General features: G+C 48.1%; 21 protein-coding genes and 1 pseudogene. 8 read left to right on the plus strand and 14 right to left on the minus strand.

Annotated elements, in window-relative coordinates:
* Positions 1–354: 354 nt before the first annotated feature.
* The gene (gene glyQ / locus C7B65_RS03970; RefSeq protein WP_073074839.1) at positions 355–1,239 is read left to right on the plus strand and encodes a glycine--tRNA ligase subunit alpha; all 885 of its coding nucleotides are present in this window, start codon (positions 355–357) and stop codon (positions 1,237–1,239) included.
* Positions 1,240–1,294: 55 nt separating this feature from the next.
* On the opposite strand, the gene C7B65_RS03975 is transcribed toward glyQ, so the two are convergent.
* The 7 genes and pseudogenes from C7B65_RS03975 to C7B65_RS29540 form a co-directional block, all read right to left on the minus strand.
* Complete coding sequence (locus C7B65_RS03975; RefSeq protein ID WP_073074840.1) at positions 1,295–2,593, minus strand: dihydrolipoamide acetyltransferase family protein; 1,299 nt, start codon at positions 2,591–2,593, stop codon at positions 1,295–1,297.
* 243 nt (positions 2,594–2,836) lie between these two features.
* Positions 2,837–3,286, minus strand: a complete 450-nt coding sequence (locus tag C7B65_RS03980) for a YlqD family protein (RefSeq protein WP_073074841.1) — start codon at positions 3,284–3,286, stop codon at positions 2,837–2,839.
* Positions 3,287–3,346: 60 nt separating this feature from the next.
* The gene (locus tag C7B65_RS03985; RefSeq protein ID WP_073074842.1) at positions 3,347–5,248 is read right to left on the minus strand and encodes an AMP-binding protein; all 1,902 of its coding nucleotides are present in this window, start codon (positions 5,246–5,248) and stop codon (positions 3,347–3,349) included.
* 329 nt (positions 5,249–5,577) lie between these two features.
* The gene (locus tag C7B65_RS27300) at positions 5,578–5,790 is read right to left on the minus strand and encodes a hypothetical protein (RefSeq protein ID WP_181314326.1); all 213 of its coding nucleotides are present in this window, start codon (positions 5,788–5,790) and stop codon (positions 5,578–5,580) included.
* A gap of 356 nt (positions 5,791–6,146) precedes the next feature.
* A complete protein-coding gene (locus tag C7B65_RS03995) occupies positions 6,147–6,335 on the minus strand; it encodes a helix-turn-helix transcriptional regulator (RefSeq protein ID WP_244913156.1) in 189 nt (62 codons plus the stop codon).
* A 251-nt stretch (positions 6,336–6,586) separates the two neighbouring features.
* Positions 6,587–7,522 carry an RpnC/YadD family protein gene (locus C7B65_RS04000; RefSeq protein WP_073074843.1) on the minus strand — a complete coding sequence of 312 codons (936 nt, stop codon included), beginning with the start codon at positions 7,520–7,522 and terminating at the stop codon, positions 6,587–6,589.
* Positions 7,523–7,720, minus strand: a pseudogene (locus tag C7B65_RS29540) (DUF7680 family protein).
* Positions 7,721–7,879: 159 nt separating this feature from the next.
* On the opposite strand from C7B65_RS29540, the gene C7B65_RS04010 reads away from it, so the two are divergent.
* Positions 7,880–8,212, plus strand: a complete 333-nt coding sequence (locus C7B65_RS04010) for an MFS transporter (protein WP_073074844.1) — start codon at positions 7,880–7,882, stop codon at positions 8,210–8,212.
* 107 nt (positions 8,213–8,319) lie between these two features.
* Positions 8,320–8,763 (plus strand): hypothetical protein, encoded by a 444-nt coding sequence (locus C7B65_RS04015; protein ID WP_073074845.1) that lies wholly within the window; start codon positions 8,320–8,322, stop codon positions 8,761–8,763.
* 153 nt (positions 8,764–8,916) lie between these two features.
* Here C7B65_RS04015 and kdpC read toward each other — a convergent pair whose 3' ends face one another.
* The 4 genes from kdpC to kdpA form a co-directional block, all read right to left on the minus strand.
* On the minus strand, positions 8,917–9,558 hold the full coding sequence (gene kdpC, locus C7B65_RS04020; RefSeq protein ID WP_073074846.1) for a K(+)-transporting ATPase subunit C: 642 nt from the start codon (positions 9,556–9,558) through the stop codon (positions 8,917–8,919).
* Positions 9,558–9,827 (minus strand): potassium-transporting ATPase subunit F, encoded by a 270-nt coding sequence (locus C7B65_RS04025; RefSeq protein ID WP_073074847.1) that lies wholly within the window; start codon positions 9,825–9,827, stop codon positions 9,558–9,560. Before C7B65_RS04025 ends, kdpC begins: the two co-directional genes overlap by 1 nt.
* 45 nt (positions 9,828–9,872) lie before the next feature.
* Positions 9,873–11,975: a potassium-transporting ATPase subunit KdpB gene (kdpB, locus tag C7B65_RS04030; RefSeq protein ID WP_073074848.1), complete on the minus strand. Its 2,103-nt coding sequence runs from the start codon at positions 11,973–11,975 to the stop codon at positions 9,873–9,875.
* Positions 11,976–12,048: 73 nt separating this feature from the next.
* Complete coding sequence (gene kdpA, locus C7B65_RS04035; protein ID WP_073074849.1) at positions 12,049–13,794, minus strand: potassium-transporting ATPase subunit KdpA; 1,746 nt, start codon at positions 13,792–13,794, stop codon at positions 12,049–12,051.
* 389 nt (positions 13,795–14,183) lie between these two features.
* Between kdpA and C7B65_RS04040 the strand changes: the two genes are divergently transcribed.
* Positions 14,184–15,284, plus strand: coding sequence for a sensor histidine kinase (locus C7B65_RS04040; protein WP_073074850.1), 1,101 nt, complete (start codon positions 14,184–14,186; stop codon positions 15,282–15,284).
* A 5-nt stretch (positions 15,285–15,289) separates the two neighbouring features.
* The gene (locus tag C7B65_RS04045) at positions 15,290–15,970 is read left to right on the plus strand and encodes a response regulator (protein WP_073074851.1); all 681 of its coding nucleotides are present in this window, start codon (positions 15,290–15,292) and stop codon (positions 15,968–15,970) included.
* Between the two features lie 2 nt (positions 15,971–15,972).
* Here the strand turns inward: C7B65_RS04045 and C7B65_RS27620 are convergent, their stop codons facing one another.
* Positions 15,973–16,128 (minus strand): hypothetical protein, encoded by a 156-nt coding sequence (locus tag C7B65_RS27620; RefSeq protein ID WP_181314327.1) that lies wholly within the window; start codon positions 16,126–16,128, stop codon positions 15,973–15,975.
* 24 nt (positions 16,129–16,152) lie between these two features.
* On the opposite strand from C7B65_RS27620, the gene C7B65_RS04050 reads away from it, so the two are divergent.
* Positions 16,153–17,589 carry a carotenoid oxygenase family protein gene (locus tag C7B65_RS04050; protein WP_073074852.1) on the plus strand — a complete coding sequence of 479 codons (1,437 nt, stop codon included), beginning with the start codon at positions 16,153–16,155 and terminating at the stop codon, positions 17,587–17,589.
* Between the two features lie 89 nt (positions 17,590–17,678).
* On the opposite strand, the gene C7B65_RS04055 is transcribed toward C7B65_RS04050, so the two are convergent.
* The gene (locus C7B65_RS04055) at positions 17,679–18,047 is read right to left on the minus strand and encodes a Lin0512 family protein (protein WP_073074853.1); all 369 of its coding nucleotides are present in this window, start codon (positions 18,045–18,047) and stop codon (positions 17,679–17,681) included.
* A 164-nt stretch (positions 18,048–18,211) separates the two neighbouring features.
* Between C7B65_RS04055 and C7B65_RS04060 the strand changes: the two genes are divergently transcribed.
* Positions 18,212–19,351, plus strand: a complete 1,140-nt coding sequence (locus C7B65_RS04060) for a DNA cytosine methyltransferase (protein WP_073074854.1) — start codon at positions 18,212–18,214, stop codon at positions 19,349–19,351.
* A gap of 31 nt (positions 19,352–19,382) precedes the next feature.
* Entirely contained in the window at positions 19,383–20,492 is a 1,110-nt protein-coding gene (locus C7B65_RS04065) for a hypothetical protein (RefSeq protein ID WP_073074855.1), read from the plus strand.
* Positions 20,493–20,684: 192 nt separating this feature from the next.
* Here the strand turns inward: C7B65_RS04065 and C7B65_RS04070 are convergent, their stop codons facing one another.
* A complete protein-coding gene (locus C7B65_RS04070) occupies positions 20,685–21,212 on the minus strand; it encodes a Uma2 family endonuclease (protein WP_073074856.1) in 528 nt (175 codons plus the stop codon).
* Positions 21,213–21,247 lie beyond the last annotated feature (35 nt).

The following is a 21,247-nucleotide window of genomic DNA, read 5'->3' on the forward strand; positions in this document are numbered from 1 at the left end:
GAACCTTCGCTTTCGCGTCCGTTCCTCTCACCCGCTTGACTAATATAACTTGGCAAGGCGAACCGTGTCAAGCAAAATCTGTGGAAAGTTTGGGGCTGCTCAAAAACCCGGGTAATAGGGATTCTGAGCCGATCGCTACCAAACAGCTTCTGAACCGCTTTTCCCTGTCCCACACACATAGTTCAGCATGATCGCTACCAGCAGACGTGCTATCAAGCAAGAGTAGCTTCACCATTAATTTACCCGAAGTCTACTTAACTAGATTCGGACAGCCCCTTCTGCTGATCATCTGACCAGTTTGCCAATTTGAGCGACAATTGATCAGCGAACAGAATAACAATAAGGTGGGCTGCTGTGAATTTTCAGTCGGTGATTGCGACACTGCATCAGTTTTGGGGCGATCGGGGATGTTTAATTGCCCAACCTTACGACACCGAGAAGGGCGCGGGCACCAAAAGTCCGCATACGTTTTTGAGGGCGATCGGTCCTGAGCCGTGGTCGGTGGCTTATGTGGAACCGTGCCGTCGTCCGGGAGATGGACGATATGGAGAGAACCCGAATCGCTATCAGTATTACTATCAATATCAAGTGTTGATTAAGCCATCACCAGATAATATTCAGGAGATTTATTTAGATTCTCTCAGGGCGTTGGGAATTCGACCAGAGGATCATGATGTCCGGTTTGTGGAAGATAATTGGGAAGATGCTGCTGTCGGAGCGTGGGGAGTAGGCTGGGAAGTTTGGCTTGATGGGATGGAGGTGACGCAGTTCACATATTTTCAGCAGTGTGGAGGAATTGACTGCCGCCCGGTGTCGATCGAGATCACTTACGGTTTAGAGCGACTGACGATGTATCTGCAAGGAGTGGATGCGTTTGCGAAGATCCAATGGAACGATCAACTGACTTATGGTGACGTTCACCTGCAAGGGGAGATCGAGCAGTCTACTTATAATTTTGAAGCGTCGAACCCTGAGTTGCTGTTTAACTTATTTGGGCTGTATGAGCAGGAAGCGGGACAATTGATTGAGCGATCCCTGGTTCTGCCTGCGCTGGATTATGTGTTGAAGTGTTCGCACACATTTAATCTGCTTGATGCTAGAGGGGTAATCTCCGTCACAGAGCGAACGCGCTATATCGGCAGGATTCGGACGATGGCGCGGCAGGTGGCACAGCTTTATTTAAAGCAGCGTGAGGAGCTTGGGTTTCCGCTGTTGAAAGGTAAAAACAAAATTAAATAAAAATAGAGACGCAAAATTTTGCGTCTCTACAGAAATATTTGTTCCAAGCGCAACTCTACATAGTTAAAGACTGCGGATTAGTTTCAATCAGCTTCGCCAAGTCTTTCAAGAATGCGGCAGCATGAGCACCGTAGATAATTCGGTGATCGCAGGTGATATTGACTTTCATCTGCCGACGCACCCCTAACATTCCATCATCGGTGGCGACAACTTGGGGACGAGATGCCCCGATCGCCAAAATCGACCCTTGACCCGGCGGTAGAATTGCGTCAAACATCTCAACGCCAAACATCCCTAAGTTAGAAATGACAAAGGTTCCAGAGCTATATTCGTCAGGTTGTAGCTGTTTAGAACGGGCACGATCGACCAAATCTTTCCAACTGCGCGACAGCGAATAAATATCGACTTGATCGGCTTTTTGCAACACAGGTGTGATCAACCCACCATCAGGCATTGCAACCGCAACTGCAATATTGATCGCAGCATTATAACGAGTGCCCTGATCAACATAGCTCGCGTAAAGTAGCGGATGCTTCTGCAACGTGGCTGCAACTGCCTTCGCTAACAGTGCTGTCATGGTCACGCCCTTAGACTTAAGCTGCTTATAGAGGCTATCTAAACTATCGGTCGTAATGGTGTAAGCGACGTGATAAGTTGGCACCTCCAAACTGGTTAGCATATTTCGCACGACCGCATTTTGCAGCGTGGTCATCGGCGTAATTTGTCCCGGCAGCAAAGGAGCGGGCGCGGGAGTCAGCGGAGCTTTAGGGGCAACTACTGGTGGAATGAGAGGAGGTGAGATCGGCGCTGTAGAAGTCGCAGGGGCAACAGCAGACTTTCCAGCAGCAGCCTCAACGTCTTCTGCCACAATTCGCCCATGAGGCCCGCTGCCTTGCAGGGTCGCGAGGTCAATTTTCAAATCTTTTGCCAGCTTGCGGGCGCGAGGCGACACCACAGCCCGTCCGTTTTGCCGAGGGGCAGCCCCGCCGTTTGGTGAAGAGCCAGATTGAACCGCAACCGCTTCTTGTCGAGCAGCAGTGGTGGCACTGGCAGGTGCTGAAACCGCAGCAGGTTGAGCCGTTTCGACTCCTTGTTTAGCGGCTTCAATTTCTGCTTCGGTTTCGACGACAAGGGCGATCGCGGCACCCACGGGGGCCGACTCTCCGGCTGGCGTAACAATCACCGCTAGATAGCCTTCATAAAAGGACTCCACATCCATATCGGCTTTGTCGGACTCAACCACAACCACAGTTTCGCCTTTTTCAACCTTGTCACCCGGAGATTTGGCCCAAGAAACAATTTTTCCTTCGGTCATGGTGGAACTGAGAGCAGGCATGAAGATTTCGTTAATCATTGCGGTGATGTCGGGGTCAACAAGGAGATCAAGGTTTGTCGTTAGTCTTGGTGCGTGACTAACTATCAAAGCGTCTATTTCGGACGATAAAGCTTGTCCATCAGATTCTATCGAATTCAGAATAAGAGTACTGGAGAAGGAAGGAAGACTGTGGGGTTATCCGAACGATCGAGGGCGAAGCGATCAGACGATCGTCCTTATGTCTTTAGCAGAAACTTTGCACCCAATGCCTCGCCCCTACCCTTAAACGTCTCCTCTGATTTCTTCGACAATGCCGTCGCGGAGAAGAATTTCGACTTGCATCTTTTCGATCAGATTATCGCCAGGTTCAATACGGAAGGTGCTATTTACCTGCCCTTGACTGACTTCTTGATTGAGTTCTAACGTCTGCACTTGTTGAAGCTGCTGGAGAAGTTGATTTTTCTGCTCTAGTAGCTCACTTTTGCGCTGATTAAACTGAATCTTGACGCTTTCAATCTGTTGGGTCGCTTCAGGCCCAGGCGGCTGAATGGTTTGCCGTTGCATTTCAGAAACTACTTGCTGCAACTGCATTTCTAGCTGCTGCAACTGGTTGTCAATCTGATTGAGTTGTGACTGGAGTTGCTGCTGCGCCTCCTCTTTCCAACGGGGTGTCACAATCGCTTTGACGTTGACATTTCGCTGCAATAACAAATGAGATTTTGAGTCGTCCATAAATGCTGTGTTCAGAGAAGTTTGAGAGAGGTCAACTAGCTGTCTGAGAACGATCTCGCGTCAATCGAACATCTCGTTAATCATACCCTGGTAGCGATCCATCACGACGTTGCGACGAATTTTTAGGGTTTGGGTGAGTAAATTGTTCTCAACTGTAAAAGGTTCTGAAAGCAAGCGGAAGGTGCCGATGCGATCGTCAGAACGAGATCCCGGTCGCTCTTTGACCAACCGCGTCAACTCTTGTCGAAACAGGTCTTGAATCGGTTGGCTATTGAGATCAACATTTGAGTTTGAAGTTTGAGTCGAAGCCCATTTGTCTAAAGCCTCTAGGTTAGGAACGATCAGGGCACCCAGCACTTTTTGATCTTGTCCCACAATCATCAGTTGATCGATATAAGGACTTCTCAGACAGGCATCTTCGATCGGTTGCGGTTCAATATTTTCGCCATTGGTGAGGACGATCGTATCTTTGGCCCGTCCAGTAATGATCAGATTATTGTCAGCCGTCACCATGCCCAGATCGCCAGAATCAAACCAGCCGTCAGCGTCGATCGCTTTTGCCGTCGCCGTAGGATTGTTGTAATAGCCTTGCATGACTTGCGAACCGCGAATCAATACCAGTCCATGCTGTCCAGCAGGAAGAGGTTTACGAGTCTCAAGATCTACAATCTGGATCTCGGTGCCAGGGAGTGGCTCACCATCTGCCCCTCTAATATTCCGCCACGGACGACGCACATTCGTAATCGGCGAAGTCTCCGTTAATCCATAACCGCCGAGAATCTCGATGCCGACGAGTTCAAAAAAGTCTTCTAAGTGTTCGGCGATCGAGCCTCCACCGCTAACGACAAAAATTAAGTTGCCGCCCGTCCCAGCACGAACTTTTTGATAGACTAACTTGTCTCCCAGTTGGTGAAGTGCCCACAGCGCAGACATTCTCAGCGATGCGGCGCTACGTTCTAAAACGGAAGGATTGGGACGATCGAGGTTTAACCCCATCACCGTTCGGCGCGCCATCACAAACTGATGACTCGCGTTCAGAAGAAAATTCACCAGCTTTTGCTGATTGGCTGGCTGCTCACGAAATTGTTTTTGAATGCCCTCATAAATCGATTCCCACAGCCGGGGAACGCCAACCATATAGTGAGGTTGATGATCTTTAAGATCTTTTTTAACGTGACGAATCGTTGTATAGATCTGAGTGCAACCATTAGAGAAAATAAAATATTCAAACGCCCGTTCATAGGCGTGCCAGATTGGTAAAATGCTGAGAACTTTTTCTCCCGGTTGAGGTTGGACAACGGCAGCGGCACCCGTCACTTGCGAGAGCAAATTTCCATGACTTAGCATTACGCCTTTTGGGGTTCCACCCGTGCCGGAGGTATACATCAAAGTGGCGAGGGTCTGACGAGTTTGATCAACGGGCTGAAGCGAATGATTTGCACCCAACTCTAGAACCTGTGAGAAGGGAATTATTTTTAGCGATTCATCGGCAGAAGTCTGATCAGATAGCACAATCACAAACTGAATCGGCAGATCGTTTAAGCCAGAACGGAGTTTTTTGAGCAGGTCTAAATCTTGGACTATCAGCGCGATCGCCCCGCTATCTTTAAGAATAAACAGCAATTCGTCGGGGTCTGCTTGAGAACCGCGCACCACGTCGGCTGCGCCCGATCGCATCACGCCTTGATCGGCGATTAGCCAACGCGGGCTGTTATCTGCAAACAACGCAACGCGAAGCGGAATCGCATCCGTCACGGCTTGAATGCCCAGAGCCTGTAACCCAGAGGCGAATTGATGTATCTTTTGATACAACTCAGCATAGGTCATTTTGACTTCTGGCTTGGCATGAGGGTCATAAACTGCCGTGATATTGGCAAATCGTTGAGCCACGATCGTCCACACATCGGGCAGCGACTCAACGGATTCATAGTCTGACGATCGAAGCACGACAGAACGATTCATTATAAGTACCTCCTAAAACCTATTAACAATTATTCCTCAAGTTTCTCATACTCCATTTCACCCTAGCCTTCTGACACAGCGGACATGGTTCTAATCAGACAGAATTTCTTTTGTCTACCTATAAACATTTCTTAATAGTGACAATCAATACGTTTCTTGCTTAAACAATTTTAAAGCGCCAATCAAACATTGTTAATCAGAGTGAATTAATCGATCGCTTAACAGCAACCAACTTTGGATTCTGTTGATAAGAGTTCTTCGAGTAATTCTGTTGAAAAGCACTTAAAAGTTTTGCATTAGAGAATTGAAAGCCCCTCTCTTTGGTAGGGCTAATTCATTGTCAGCAGACCAAAGAGGGCATCCAAATCATGCTCTAGCAAGCGTTGGGCTTTCGTAATTCCGGGATAGCCATGCTGTCGGAAGAGGTTAATCACAAAATTGCGGATGACCGACCCGTTGGTAGCGGGGGTGGGCTGCCCAAACGGTGCATCATCCTCGCCAAACACGCCATCTTTCACCCAATGTAACCAGCAGATACTCAAATTCCTCCAGCGAGACATCCGCAGGCAGCAGCGACCCAACACACTCGCTCGACTAAACGACAGCGGCTTGCGCGAATACCACCGAGGCAGCCCTTTAAACGGGTTGCTCCATGCTCATAGTACACCTGCTCATTGAGGAGCGTCACAGGTATCATCTTTTCAATGAACACGGATTTTCGGGTTGTCATGTTGGCTACAAGCGTCTCGTCCGTTGTTATTCTAGACGCTTGCTTCCCCTGTGGCGTACAGCGACCCAAGTCCTTTAGACGAAGCTCGATCCGATCGCACCGAAATTGCGACAACCTAAGAAGCTTCTGCGATTGCTTGATATTGCACGAGTTCATCAAGTGGGCAATTCAGCTTTTTACACAGATTTGCATCTGAAGCGGCGTTAGTTTCGGAAGGCTCCTCCCAGTTTCCCAGGCGCTAACCGTCTGCGGACTCAAACCCAACATTTCCACCAAGTCTTTTTGGCGAACCCGACTCCTCTGACGCTTGAAACGGAGCCGCTCACTAAACGTCATTGCAGACACAAACAGAGTCATAGCCAAGGATGGAGTGCGAAATGTGGAATAAGAAGAATAACCTAAATTTTGAACAAATGCCTCAAGTTTTTATGGGTGCTTAAGGTGGCAACGTGATCCACTGGAAAACTCCAGAAAACTATTATTTCTCTCACTCAGTGGATCATCGAAGATTGGGTAGAATTTTCCGATCGTAGATGAATGGCTCAATTTCAACAATCGTGTTTTTTTGTAATGTAGTAACGACGATTGAGACATCACTCCAGCAAGATTTAAACGTCGATAAACCGATCGATTAAATCTTCCCGTGATACTTGGAACAGTTGAGGCAGTTCTGCCTCATACTCTGCATCTGATAATCGCAGCAAAGCCGACAAAACCTGAAGCAGTGGTTCATCTAACGATCCAAAACGATTTCTGAAGAGAGCCTCGATCGTGGTGCGACGTTCTCTAATAATGCCTTGCTCAATGCCTTGCTCAATGCCTTGCTCAATGCCTTCTCGCTTCCATTCCTCGCGTTTCTGTAAGTAAGCAGGTGATAAGTTCACAATCAGTTCCTCCTCTTCGTCTGTTAAGCGATTCCGACTCTCCAAAATCGCACGCCAGTTTCCCAATAGCTCCTCTACATTTTCGCGCAAAGGATGGCTTTCTGGCAAAGCAGTGAACTCTTCTATTGCCTGTTTCTGAACTTGCCCGCGACCCAACAGCCTGAGCCACAAAGTATCTTCATTACGGGGCAATTGGTGGATCACAATCAATCCACCTCGGTAAATTTCTGGAAAGTCATAAATTCCAGATGCGATCGTAGACCCTCTCTTTTTCGCCCCCAGCCCCTTACGAAACTCCGGTGAAGCAGTAGGAACCAGAATCCAAAGCAGCGGCAGATTGTTTTCGTTCAGAGATTGCTTTTCCCGTTTCGCTTTGCGCTCTAGTTCCGCGAACAGTGAGAATAGTTTGCCAAGACAACTCCGAGCTTCTGATTTTGCCGCAGGGTTACGAAACGGTTCGATCAGACAGGGGCGATCCACCAGCCGACCGAGCAATCCAAGCCTTTGACGCTCGCGATCGGTGGCAGAGTCAGGACTAAACCAGAGATCCGCATATCGAGTTTCACTCTTAAGCTGGCGCGAAATCTCAATCTTGCCCAGTGGCTCCAACAACTCACGCAAATAATATTTTGCAAACTCGTCATGGGGAGTGCGCGTCATCTAGTCTCCTAACAATACCCGAATGGCTCTCAGCGCCTGATTCTGCTTACCATTGCTCACTTTAGCAAACCAATAATGAGCTTCCTCATTACTCATTGCCTACACCCCAGCGGCAATATTTGCGATTCGCTCTGGCTTAGAGAGGGGCTGAAGGGTCTGAAACAACAGGGCAAGATTAACGCCGGACTCTTCATCCAAAATGTAGGGGTTTGACGCTGCTGGTTGAGGCTTTTCGGGTCGTAATCATTCGCTTTAAGACAGCCATAAACCGCCTGCCGCGCTTGCACTAACGCTTGTCCCTTCAGCCGCCCAATCCGTTTGGCTTTTTATCACTGAGTATCGATACTCATCGCAGAAGTGAGATGCTCCCTAGAAGGAATTGGGGGCGGAACGTTTTTGCCAATCAAGATCGCGCTGGTTGTCGATCGCTGTCACCCTCACGAACGGGGACGGGTTTTAGGTCTCTTTATGAACGGATTTGACCTGGAAATTGCCCTTGCTGGAACAATCTTGGGAGTGGTTGTCGATCGAGTGGGCTATCGTGGCGCGTTTGGCGTTGCCTCAACGCTGGCTCTGGCGGCTTTAATCATCTTCTTAGCGCTGTGCAGCAAAGATTTGTCTCAGTCACTTCGATTTGCTTTGGGGCAGGGCGGTGACGTTTATGCCTTGCCTAAACCACTAGCTGAGTAATAAATCGACATCAAAAACGAGTGGACAATCAAACGTAAATGGGAATAGTAGATTTGGTTTCGATCGTCACTCAACATAAAATACACCCATTTTCAACGGCTAAACTTATGAGAAATCAGTTGCTAGTCATAAGCCTGATCGCGGCTACTCTGATTGCGAGTACGAGCGCGCCTGCTCATGCTGGTGGAACTTGGGTCAACAACACCTGTCAAAAAATTGCAGCACCCGAATCCCCTTCCGACGGCTTCGAGATCGATTACCAGTTCGCCTTCAAAACTCAACAGCGGTCTTACTTAATGTATGCTGCCCGTAGCATGGACGGTGCCTACCTCTTCTGTTGGTCTAAACCAGGTTATCGATCGCCCCAAGTCATCAAACACCAAAACCTCAATTTTCCATTCGTCAACACGATCACGCAATCCAAAAAGGGAACCCCAATTTTCAGCGTCATGATCCGCGATGGAAATGGACGAGACACTACAGTTACTCCGATGAAACTCGATCTCACCAATCCTCAGAAACCGATCGTCGTTCCCGAACAATGCCATTGAGGTTACAACAGTCAAGACATTATTTACACTGCGATTGCTGCTAGTTTGATTATGGGCATGATCGCTGCATCTAATAAGAAAGTTTCGCAAGTCACTACACTGTAAAGATCCTTGTAGGGACATTCTGTAAATATCCCTACATCGATTTGATTACTAAGTTGGACTCAGTGCATCTAACGCTAAGTTCAGCTTCAATACATTGACACCCGGCTCTCCAAAAAGTCCCAAAAACCGCCCATCAGTGTTTTGAGCAATTAATGTTTCAACCTGGTTGGGTGGTAGGCTACGTGCTTTAGCAACTCGATCGAGTTGTGCCGTTGCTGCTTCGGGCGTAATGTGGGGGTCAAGGCTAGAACCAGACGTATAAACTAAATCTGCCGTTGGCTTAACACTCGCCTTTTGCAGACGGGGCAGATCGCCCTCGATCGCCTTTGCGAGATCAGGGTCACTTTTGCCTCTGATCCGGTCTAAAAGGGCTGGGTTGCTAGGAGCCAAATTACTCGCTCCCGATACGCCTGTTTGTAGAATGCCTGCCTCATCTTTTTTGGGATCGGCAGTGCTGTAGCTAGTCGTGCTGGGGCGGCTGTTAAAGTAGCGATCGGACGTAAAAGGTTGACCGATCAGCGCAGAACCCACTTCTTGACCTTGAGCGTTTTTGAGCAAGCTTCCGTTTGCCTGAAAGGGAAAAACAATCTGCCCAAATGCAATCATCGCAAACGGGTAAATAATCGCAGTCAAAACCCAAAGCACCAACGTAGATCGAACGGCTCTACCTGCCTCACGTGCAAAACTCATTAGAATTTCTCCGGTACAAACATGACAAAAAATAGATAGATGGCCAGGGCGATCGTCACCAGACCCAGTGCCGCCAGCCAGTAAGCTTGAGTGCGAGAAAACTCTCCACCAGTAGCGGCAAAAACAGCAGGTGCCAGCACCAGGTTAAAACACAGCCCCAAAAATAGATAAAGCGGAAGTTTTTGCCTGCGCCATTCAGACCAGATTTCGGCCACGGTTTCGATGATTTGAGTCTGTTTGGGTATGTGGGGTAAATGGATAAGTTTCATAGCAGTTAAAGTCAAAATCGTGTGGACTAGTTCAGAAATTCTTGCTTAAGAAAATGGAATGATCAGATCGATGATCTTGATTGCGATAAAAGGAGCAACCACACCGCCAACGCCATAGATTAAAATATTACGGCGCAGTAGTTGGTCTGCTGTTAACGGACGAAATTGCACTCCTTTTAACGCTAATGGAATCAGAGCCGGAATAATCAGCGCGTTGTAAATCAACGCTGAAATGATCGCAGACTGAGGACTTTTTAACCCCATAATGTTGAGTGCGCCAATGCCAGCCGCCGCAAAAATAGTGGGAATGATCGCAAAATATTTTGCAATGTCGTTGGCGATCGAGAAAGTAGTTAGCGCGCCGCGTGTGATCAAGAGTTGCTTGCCGATCGTTACCAAATCAATCAGCTTGGTGGGGTCAGAATCCAAGTCCACCATGTTGGCCGCTTCTTTTGCCGCTTGGGTGCCAGAGTTCATCGCCACACCCACGTTTGCTTGAGCCAAGGCAGGTGCATCATTGGTGCCGTCTCCGGTCATCGCAACAAGCTTGCCTTCTGACTGCTCTTTGCGAATCACGTCAATTTTGTCTTCGGGGGTGGCTTCCGCAATAAAATCATCAACACCCGCTTCTTGAGCGATGACTGAAGCGGTGATCCGGTTGTCACCCGTGAGCATGATCGTCTTCACACCCATGCGGCGCAGTTGGTCAAACCGTTCTCGCAATCCTGGCTTTACAATGTCTTTGAGATAAATCACTCCATAAATATCGTCGTTGAGACAGGCAGCCAGCGGCGTTCCACCCAGTCTAGATACCCGCTCGTAAGCTTCATCAAGCTGAGAAGGAACCTTGCCGCCTCTTGAACGGACAAAGCCTCTAATCGCATCGACTGCCCCTTTTCGAGCTTCGCGTCCGTCGGGTAGATTTGTGCCGCTCATGCGCGTTCTTGCTGAGAATTCTAGCCCTTCTGCATCGTCGGTTTTGAAATCAACTTCAGCGCCGTTCTTTTCAGCCAGCCAAACGATCGAGCGACCTTCAGGCGTTTCATCAAAGACACTGGCAGCGAGACAGATCTGTGACATCTCCTCAAGAGAATGACCGTTGACTGGGATGAATTCATCGGCGAGACGATTGCCGAGCGTAATGGTGCCTGTTTTATCGAGTACAAGAGTACCGACATCGCCGCAGGCTTCGACAGCTCGACCTGATGTGGCGATGACGTTAAATTGAGCGACTCGATCCATCCCGGCAATACCAATCGCGCTTAACAAGCCCCCGATCGTCGTCGGAATTAACGCCACCAGCAGCGAAACTAGAATCGCGATCGTCGTCGGGGCCTGCACATAATTTGCCAATGGCGAAACGGTTGCGACCACAATCAAAAACACGAGCGTTAACACTGATAGCAACACGGTGAGCGCGATTTCGTTAGGCGTTTTGCTGCGTTCTGCGCCTTCAACTAGGGCAATCATGCGATCGATAAAACCCTGACCCGGATCAGACGTGACATTAATAATCAGTTCATCTGAAAGAATGCGCGTACCGCCCGTGACCGAACTGGCAATGTCCGTCCCTGGCTGCTTGAGGACGGGCGCAGATTCTCCCGTGATGGCGGACTCGTCTACCGCCGCGACACCTGTCACGACTTCACCGTCTGCCGGAATCATGTCACCCGCAACCACTTTGACGCGATCGCCTTTCCGCAGTGCCGTAGAACTGACTTCTTGAACGGAACCATCGGCTAAAAGTTTGCGGGCAACCGTGTCCGATCGCGTTGAGCGCAAAGCGTCTGCTTGAGCTTTACCGCGCCCTTCGGCAACGGCTTCTGCAAAGTTAGCAAACACTAATGTGAAAAATAGAATGAACGTAATCACGCCGTTGAGTAAGCGTTGTTGTCCCGGATCTGCCTGAACAGTGCCAAACAAATTTGGGTCGATCGTCACTAAAAAAGTCACGATCGTGCCGACCCAAACCACAAACATTACGGGGTTTTTCGCCTCAGTGCGCGGGTCGAGTTTGACAAACGAGTCGTGGATGGCTCGTTGATATAAACCCCGCATATCGGCTTTGGGCGTGTGTCTCCGACTCTCGCGGGAGCCGCTCGGAGTGCTTAAACGAGAAGGACGGGTCGAATCCTGGGGAGTTTGCATAAATTTTGGGTCTGTCGTCAATAGTCAATAGCATCAAAAAAGGCTGATCAAATGCAGAAAAATTAACGCCCAGCTAGCCGATTCCTCTAGCGATTTGAAACGCTTCTGAGATCGGGCCAAGTGCCAAAATTGGAAAGAACGTCAGTGCGCCGAGAATCAAAATGGTGCCAGCCGTGACTCCGGTAAACAGACCTGTGTCAGTGCGAAGCGTGCCAGTTGTCATCGGCACGGGTTGTTTGCGAGACATACTATCTGCCAGCAACAGCAGTGCCCCGATCGGAACAAATCGTCCTGCCAGCAGACTAAAACAAGTGCTGAGGTTCCACCATAGAGCAGTAGCGCTAGTGGCAGTGCCATTGGCGATCGCTAACGGAGACGGTTGAGAATCGGCTAATCCTTCAAACCCAGAGCCGTTGTTAGCCGCCGCAGAGGTGTACTCATAAATCACCTGAGATAACCCGTGGAAACCAGGATTACTAATGCCTGCGAGTTGGTCTGGGAATGCCAGTGCGATCGCACCTGGAATCAGAATCGCGATCGGATGCACTAATAAAATCAGAAAGCTGGCTAACACGACTTCCCGCTTTTCGATTTTGCGTCCCAAAAATTCAGGAGTGCGTCCCACCATTAACCCGGTAACAAACACTGCCAAAATCAGATAAGCAAACAGATAAGCAGTTCCGGTGCCTTGTCCGCCCCAAATGATTTGCAGAAACATGTTAGACAGGGTGACAAACCCACCATTGGGCATAAATGAATCGTGCAGACTATTCACCGCGCCGCACATTGTGCCCGTCGTTGTTGCCGCAAATAGTGCCGATTGCGCCCAGCCAAACCGGACTTCTTTGCCCTCTAAATTGGGAGCTTGTCCGCCCAGGAGTGCATTGACCGCAGGATTGCCTTGATATTCTCCGATCGCCGTCACGCCAATAAACACCACATAGATCACAAACACCATTCCGTATACCAACCAGGCTTGCTTGCGATTGTTAGCAAACACGCCATAGGTATAAATCAAAGACGTAGGAATAGTCACCATTCCCACAATTTGAATCAGATTTGTGAATGGGTTTGGATTCTCAAAAGGGTGAGCGGAGTTAATGGCAAAAAAGCCGCCGCCGTTTTCGCCAAGCTGCTTGATGATCTCATAGTGAGCGACTGGGCCACGCGCGATCGCTTGACTGAGTGCAGGATTTTCTAACGTCGGCACGATCGCGGCACCTGCCAAAGTTTCGGGCACCCCTGACGCAATCAACACGATCGCTCCAACAATGCTAATTGGCAGCAAGATTCGGGTAATGCCCCGGATCAAATCGACATAAAAGTTGCCCAACGGTCTGCCCGTCAAGCCGCGAATAAAGGCAATGCCAACTGCCAGCCCTGTCGCCGCCGATGTGAACATATGATAGCCAAGCCCCAACATCTGGGAGGCATAGCTCATGTAAGTTTCGCCAGAATAATGCTGCTGATTGGTGTTGGTGATAAATGAAATGGTAGTGTGCAGTGCCGTATCCCAGGTGGGGGCACCGATCCCGGTCGGGTTGAGGGGCAACCAACCCTGACTCATGATGATCAAAAACAGCAAGAGTGCCATCGCGATGTTGGCGTAGACGATCGCTCGTGCATATTGCCAGCCCGTCATATTCTCTTTGGCTTGAACGCCCGCTAATGAGTAGAGAACTCGCTCAACGGGATTCAAAATAGGGTCGAGAATCGTTCTTTGTTCTTGAAAAACACGAGCCATATACCCTCCCAGAAAGGGAGTAATCGCTACCACGATCAGCAGCGTTAATGCAATTTGAATCCACCCTTGAAGCATGGGTTCGATAAACTCCAATACAATCAGCTTAAATTTTTGATCGGGTATGTGATTGCTAAAACTAAATCATCCTCAACAGTTAAATGATTGCGTAGGGGCACGACATGTCGTGCTCTCATGCGGATCTGTTGCGCCAATGCAAATTGGTATTAAATGATTGTTTTAGCTAATCACCTAATTATTTACAAAACCAATCATGGAAGACTTTGTAAAAAACTTCAAGGTATATTTTTATGTTTATGTGACTGTATATTTGTCAAACTATCTTGAGAGCTGAAACCATTTAGAGTGTTTAGTTAAACTCTATATCTGGAAATATAGCGTGATCCAAACATTAACTAAACACTCAAATTAGATCTAGACTTTCTATATCGCGTTTTGAATAACTGATGCCACCGCTCAAACCGATCGCACGATTAAAATCTCTGCATCTAAATGAGATCTGGCTAATCATCGGACTGTTTGCGGCAGTTGCAGGGCTGGAGTTTGCCACGCCGTCAAACTACGTGTTTGGTTATCTATACATTGGCCCGATTCTGATCGTCAACGCTCGTTTTGGCGGAGTCGCTGCTCTAAAAACCACGCTCATTGGTTGCCTACTCACCCTGTTAAATGTGTGGGTTCCTAGTGGGGATGTGGTGCAGCCGCCAATGGTTGCAAATCGGCTAATCGTGATATTAGCGCTGCTGGTAACGGGGTTTCTCAGCGATCGTAACCGTCTCTATCAAGAAAGGCTTTTACAGCAACAAGCAAAACTTCAAACGCAAGAAAAGATTGCCAGCGTTCGAGAAGATTTTGCGTCTACCTTGACCCACGATCTAAAAACACCATTACTGGGCGCGATCGAGACTCTAAACGCGCTTCAGCGTGAAGATTTCGGGCGAGTGTTGCCGATTCAACAAACCGTTTTGGCAACCATGACTCGCAGCCATCAAACCAGCTTGCAGCTAGTCGAAACGCTTTTAGACATCTATCGCAATGACACAGAAGGGTTAACGCTTCAACTCGCACCTGTCGATTTAGTCAAAATTGCCGAAGACGTAGTATCAACTTTAAGGACGTTGGCAACCAGTCGTCGCGTTCATATTTCATTGAGCTACGGCGCTTCAGATTTCCGCAAGTTTCTCTGGGTGAATGGCGATGCATTTCAGCTTCAACGAGTCTTTGTCAACCTTTTAACCAATGCCATTAACCACTCACCGCGAGGGGGCAAAATAGAAGTCGTTTTAGACGCAGGTTCTGCTCACCAAACGGTCAAAATCATCGACACCGGAGCTGGGATCACTCCTGAAGAACTGCCCTATTTGTTTGAGCGATTTTATCAAGGGTGCAGCGATCGTCAAGCCAGAGGTTCCGGGCTAGGACTTTATCTAACTCGCCAAATTATCGACGCACACAACGGTACAATCTGGGCAGCGAACTATGTGCCTCACGGGGCACTGTTTGCGTTTCGTCTGCCCGTTTTGCCATTTCAACCGTCTTTAATTTAGCTGAAATGCTCTCCGATCCCTTACGAATTCTCTTAGCCGAAGATGACGAACTTTTTCGGCTCGGTTTAAGAATGTGTCTGCAACAAGAGCCAGGGCTAGAGATCATTGCAGAAGCAGAAGATGGTGAAACGACGGTTGAGTTGGCAAAGCAGCATCAGGTCGATATTGTGTTGTTAGACATTGGCTTACCCGGAATTGGCGGAGTCGAAGCGTGTCGTCAAATCAAACAACAGCAGCCTGATCTGTCGATCTTGGTGTTGACATCCCGCACTCAAAAATCTCTAATTCATCGTTTAATCGAGGCAGGAGCGCAAGGCTATTGCCTCAAAGGAATTGATTCTAAAACACTGATCTTAGCGATTCGCTCAGTCGCGGCTGGGGCCTCGTGGTGGGATTCGACGGCAACCACTGAGATTAGAGATTTGTTTGAAAATAACCCAGCCGTGACGATCGCAGAAACCCCCACTGCAAATCCTTTAACTCGGCGTGAACAAGAAATTCTCGCCCTCGTAGCTTCTGGCAAAACCAATCAGGAAATTGCTGAAATGCTCTACATTGCGCCGGGCACAGTCAGAGTTCACGTTCATTCGATTTTGCACAAACTGAAGGTGCCCGATCTGACTCAGGCCGCGATCTTTGCCATTCAAAAAAAATTAGTAGCGAAAGATTTGCTACCAGATAAATAACCCTAAACCTGACGAAGAATGTGGGTAGGGACAATCCCCCCGTGGTTGCCCGCCGTCAGGGGTAGGCACGGGGGCGCTACCCCTACAGCCATTTCATCTCCTCGTTCTGCAACGCCGACTTTCTGAAGCGGCGATCGCCCACCCAAACCCGTTAGCATAGCGACAGCATTAGGAAACAAACCGTGATCAGTCTCCCGCAAACAACATCTTGGGCAAAGGCGATATTGCATACGGCAAAGGGGTTTGAGCCGTCTCCACTCACGGTTTTGTCAGGGGCGATTCCGGCAGGCTTGCGCGGGTCGCTCTACCGCAACGGCCCCGGACGGCTAGAACGGGGTGGGCAGCGCGTCGGGCATTGGTTTGATGGAGATGGGGCAATTCTCGGTGTCCACTTCACTAGGGCAGGGGCAACGGGCGTTTATCGCTATGTGCAATCTGCCGAATATCAAGCCGAAGAACAAGCGAGGCGATTCATCTATGGAGGCTATGGGATGAACCCGCCAGGCGCGTTTTGGGAGCGATTTAAGCCCACAAAAAATGCAGGCAATACATCGGTGTTGGCGTTGTCCGGCGGTTCTCAAAGCGATCGGCTCCTTGCCCTTTGGGAAGGCGGACACCCTTACGCACTTGATCCAGAAACACTAGAGACTTATGGACTTCACGATTTAAACGGGCTGCCTAAGTCATTGCCGTTTTCTGCCCATCCCAAACGCGATTTGCAAACAGGCGATATTTACAATTTTGGGGTGAGTTTTGGCAAAGAGGCAATGCTAAATGTCTATCGCGTAGATGCTGACGGCACCCTCAAACAAAAAAGCAGCGTTGAGCTAGATGGGTTGCCATTGATTCACGACTTTGTGATGGCGGGGCGCTATCTGATCTTCTTCATTCCGCCCGTACGATTGAATGCTGTGCCTCTGCTGCTCAAGCTCAAAAGTTTTAGTGACTCATTTCAGTGGAAGCCAGAGCAGGGAACGCAGATTTTAGTCTTCGATCGCGACTCTCTAGACTTAGTGAGCCGAGGTGAAACACAGCCCTGGTATCAGTGGCACTTTGGCAACGGTTTTATTAACGCTAATGGAGACGCAGTGATTGACGTGATTCGATATGATAACTTCAACACTAACCAATATCTCAAAGAAGTCTCAACAGGTAAAACCCACACATCATCTAAATCAACACTGTGGCAAATTCGATTAAATCCGCTGACTGGAGAAACGATCGAGACGCATGAATTGCTCGATCGCTCCTGTGAATTTCCAGTGGTGAAACCTCAAGAAGTAGGTCAATTTAATCGCACGACCTATTTGTTACTCCACCGTCGAGGCGTTGACTCGACTCAAGACTTTTTTGGCTCGATCGCTCGTTTCGACCAAAAAACCGGAGAGTTGATGGAAGCTGATTTAGGTGAAAATCGCTATCCAATGGAGCCGATTTATGCCCCCGATGTCGAGAACCCCGATCAAGGCTGGATTGTCACAGTCGTTTATGATGGCAACCGCGATCGTAGCGAAGTTTGGATCTTTGACAGCGATCGCCTAAATGATCAGCCTGTGTGTCGTCTAGCATTACCCGAAGTGATTCCATTAGGGTTTCACGGCACTTGGAAACCTGCTTAGGATTGTGAATTAAATCATGTCGGCTATTTGCAAGGTCAATGGTCACAGCAGTGCCATGCCCGTACATAAATCTGCTAACTCACGCTATCTCAATCGTCTTGCTCGATATACACGGTCACGGCAGCAACTGCGATTAGCATCTCGTCATTTTTGTCGTTGAATTCTGCGATCGCTCGCCCCTGCACCACCATTCCACCTGTCGTAACGGTGAGGGTTTTCTGTCCAAACGGCAAAACCGCCAACACCTCTGCCTCTCGCACCTTTTCGGGATAAGGCACCGCTACCTGAACTTCGACGATCATTTGATCGGGGTGATCTAAACCTGCAACTTCCCAGATACCGGGGAGGGCATTGTGCGCGATCGCGTTTCTGACAGCACGAGCCGCCGCAACTGTGGGTTCTTGTCCATGTTGATCGACTCCCATTCCCATCTCAATGATGAAGCGTTTTCGAGCCACAGGTTTCTTGCCCTAAAGTGAGTGATTTGACTATCCTACTTCCTTGGTAAACTGCAAGGCAGTGAACCTGTTTTTATTGCTACCATAAATTTATTTGAGAGCATCAGGTCTTTTGTGATACTGTGTGAGTCTTGTGGAAAGACAAAAGCCTTTGTACTGGTCTTATGCCTACGTTTTCTGCTCTATCTCTTTTTTCTGGTGCGGGTGGGATGGATATTGGTGTTCGTCAAGCGGGCTTTGAGGTATTAGCCTGCATTGAAGTCGATCCCCACTGTTGCCAGACTTTGCGAAGCGCTATTGAGAGAGAAGGTTTGAAAACTGTTCTTTTTGAGAAAGATATAAGGCAGGTCGATCCATCTCAGCTAAAGGCAGACTTAGGATTGCAAACTGGTGAGCTAGATCTATTATTTGGTGGTAGTCCTTGTCAAAGCTTCTCTCAAGCTGGTAAACATGGCTCCTTGGAGGATGAACGGGGCTTGCTTCTGTTTGAGTTTGTTAGATTTGCTAAAGCTTTAAAACCCAAGGTAATTGTTATTGAGCAAGTCAAAGGTGTATTGAAAGCCTTAGACCAGCTTGGGAAAGTTGGGGGCGTTTGTGAATCGCTTATAGGTCAGATCGAAGAATTGGGATATAAGTTAAAGTTACAAATTATCAACTCTGCAAACTATGGCGTAGCTCAAACTAGAGAAAGAGTTTTTATAGTTGCCACAGAGAGCGGAACATGCTTCGACTTTCCATTGCCAACCCACGGAAAATTAGACATTCAGTTTTCGTTATTTCCTATTAAGCAATGTACAACAGTTGGAGAGGCTTTAAAGGGATTAGGTAGTCCTTCAAAAGACAAAGATAATCAGCCTGAAGACAGTCATATAGATATAACACCAGCAGGAGATAGAAGGCGTATTCATGGAGTGCCTGAAGGTTCTTTTTTGGCTAGAGAACTACATCTTCCAGAAACTCAGAGATGCAGATTGACCAAAAAGGACACAACGAAATTTCGCAGGCTTTCCTTTTCTAAACTTTCACTGACCTTAAGGTGCGGGGAAATTTTCTTTCATCCTATTGAAGATAGGTATCTGACTCCACGCGAGTATATGCGTATTCATGGCTATCCTGATAACTATTTCTTAAAAGGTCCTGTTCGGGGGCGTTCAGGTAGGGTACGACACCTAGATCAACATCGCCAAATAGCTAATTCTGTACCTCCGCCTGTTGCTTGTGCTATTGCGAAAGAAGTCTTGGAATTTATTGCTAGGGAAAAAGTCCTTAGTAAATCTTCAAGGAAACCGTTTGTAAATGTCTAGCTGCTGATGCCATTAGAAGCAATACTCATTTATGCCTACGATTTATGAATTATTTGGTTTTCCAATGGATGACCGAAGTCAAAAAGTAGAGGCGATACGAAAGTCTCGTCAATGTCCGTTTATGGGTGCAACTTGTGATGGCGGTGGCAATCGCTATCAAACCAAAATTAAGCTAACGCAGCAGGAACCCCTAACACACTACTTCAATAGTGATATTACAGAGGTAATACCTGGCGTATGTTCAATTCAAGCAGGTAAGGATATCTGGGTTGTATGCCCACGAAGATTATTCGCCGCAAAGTTTGACGGTCAAGATATTCCTGCTGCGAATCGTGCTTTACAGCCGTATGAGCGTGCTTTGCTGATTCAGGCGGGTTTGCCTCATGATACTGATATCGGCGCTTGGGCAGAAGTCTCTTTGAAGCATCGGGTAGAAGATGCTGAAATCAACTACCACTTTGACTATGTTTTAGCTCCGTTGGCTGTGACTTCTCTCAGGAATCTACTGAAACAAAGCGATTTTGTCGGCTCAACTGAAAACGATTTAGATGATCTCGTCAGAGCAGCAAAGAAAAGTGGTTATTTTCAAGACGCTCGACGAGATCTAGCTGACATTTCAATTCTTCTGCCAGATCTTTCCAATCTCTTCATTTTGGAAATTATGACCGCTAGTACAAGTGGCTCTGATACTGAGAATTCTACAGATATGCGAAGTGCATTTCGTAATGCTTTGTTGGTTTCTGAACATAGTAGTCCAGGAATTAATAAGCGCCAAGTTTGGGGGCGCATGGTGACGCAGCTATTCGCAAAAACAGCCCTATCTTACGAATGGGGCGGACAGACAATTTGGGTTATTCAAGATGCTTTACTTCATAATATTGAACTTACAACACGCCTAAAAACAGTCGATGTCCCGAACCATCCTCAACGAAACATTAGCTTGGTGATAATGCATTACTTCGCAGACTTAGACGGCAGACAGGCAATATCACTCAAAGCCGCTATAGATGGTGATGCAGGTATAGACTTTGACGGAAGTGATACCTTCACCGACATTTTGTTGCCTAAGTTAACTCCTCCGAAGGTTGAGCTACTGAAAGCAATCTTAAGACGAAAACTGGATGCTGTGTTGAGGTTGTGAAGCAGGCTACTCCCTGGGACACCGTATTGCAACGGACGGTTGAGAAATCTTGGTGGGGTTGCCGAAGTCACCTGCCTCCATTCAGTTAAGTGGGTAGACCCGATCGGTCATATATGACGACCACCAAAGCTGTAAGTTGGGAAGATATGCGGGAGGAACGATCGAACGAAAAACCCATCTACAGGAGCGCAATCAAGCAAACAGCACTTTTACAGAAATGCTGAATCCTGGCAAAATTGCTTGAGTGCTGGCGGTTTCTGCTTCTGCAAACACTAACCATTTTTGCGGCGTAACAATGATCACGAGCAACGTTTCAGGAAACAACAGCCAGACTTCTTGACTGCCCGATCGCAAATATTCTCGTGCCTTCGCAAATAACGCTTCGGCACTATCGTCGGGTGAAGCTACTTCTGCAATTAGCGGAAAGCTTTGAGGAAACATGGCTGGCTCACCAAATTGCTGAATCAGTTCAGCCGTTAAATAAGCCACGTCAGGGCGACGCTTCTGTTTATCAGTTTGGCAAGTGGCTTCTGTGTAAGCTTTTCCCCCTTGCCCACTAGAAAAACCATAGCTTCTCCATTCGGCTGCCAAAGCTGCTTGCGCCGAACTGTGTTTAAGGGTCATTCCTGTCTTCTCAATCAGGTTTCCATCGACAAATTCCATGCCTTCTGGCAAGTCGGCTTCTAGTTCTTGTAAAGGGGCAACAGTGGATGCAGTCATTCTGTGACCTGCCTTTCTGAATGTGCCCCTCTATT

Origin of the sequence: Phormidesmis priestleyi ULC007 (assembly GCF_003003695.1) — a bacterium.
Taxonomy (GTDB): domain Bacteria; phylum Cyanobacteriota; class Cyanobacteriia; order Leptolyngbyales; family Leptolyngbyaceae; genus Phormidesmis_A; species Phormidesmis_A priestleyi_A.

Coding starts and splice junctions, on each gene's coding strand:
- C7B65_RS04015 (WP_073074845.1), top strand. CDS start 8,320: ATGAGAAATCAGTTGCTAGTCATAAGCCTGATCGCGGCTACTCTGATT.
- C7B65_RS27620 (WP_181314327.1), bottom strand. CDS start 16,128: ATGCTAACGGGTTTGGGTGGGCGATCGCCGCTTCAGAAAGTCGGCGTT.
- C7B65_RS04000 (WP_073074843.1), bottom strand. CDS start 7,522: ATGACGCGCACTCCCCATGACGAGTTTGCAAAATATTATTTGCGTGAG.
- kdpB (WP_073074848.1), bottom strand. CDS start 11,975: ATGCAAACTCCCCAGGATTCGACCCGTCCTTCTCGTTTAAGCACTCCG.
- C7B65_RS04060 (WP_073074854.1), top strand. CDS start 18,212: ATGCCTACGTTTTCTGCTCTATCTCTTTTTTCTGGTGCGGGTGGGATG.
- C7B65_RS04070 (WP_073074856.1), bottom strand. CDS start 21,212: ATGACTGCATCCACTGTTGCCCCTTTACAAGAACTAGAAGCCGACTTG.
- C7B65_RS03975 (WP_073074840.1), bottom strand. CDS start 2,593: ATGATTAACGAAATCTTCATGCCTGCTCTCAGTTCCACCATGACCGAA.
- C7B65_RS03995 (WP_244913156.1), bottom strand. CDS start 6,335: ATGACTCTGTTTGTGTCTGCAATGACGTTTAGTGAGCGGCTCCGTTTC.
- C7B65_RS03980 (WP_073074841.1), bottom strand. CDS start 3,286: ATGGACGACTCAAAATCTCATTTGTTATTGCAGCGAAATGTCAACGTC.
- kdpA (WP_073074849.1), bottom strand. CDS start 13,794: ATGCTTCAAGGGTGGATTCAAATTGCATTAACGCTGCTGATCGTGGTA.
- C7B65_RS04065 (WP_073074855.1), top strand. CDS start 19,383: ATGCCTACGATTTATGAATTATTTGGTTTTCCAATGGATGACCGAAGT.
- C7B65_RS03985 (WP_073074842.1), bottom strand. CDS start 5,248: ATGAATCGTTCTGTCGTGCTTCGATCGTCAGACTATGAATCCGTTGAG.
- C7B65_RS04040 (WP_073074850.1), top strand. CDS start 14,184: ATGCCACCGCTCAAACCGATCGCACGATTAAAATCTCTGCATCTAAAT.
- C7B65_RS04045 (WP_073074851.1), top strand. CDS start 15,290: ATGCTCTCCGATCCCTTACGAATTCTCTTAGCCGAAGATGACGAACTT.
- kdpC (WP_073074846.1), bottom strand. CDS start 9,558: ATGAGTTTTGCACGTGAGGCAGGTAGAGCCGTTCGATCTACGTTGGTG.
- C7B65_RS04025 (WP_073074847.1), bottom strand. CDS start 9,827: ATGAAACTTATCCATTTACCCCACATACCCAAACAGACTCAAATCATC.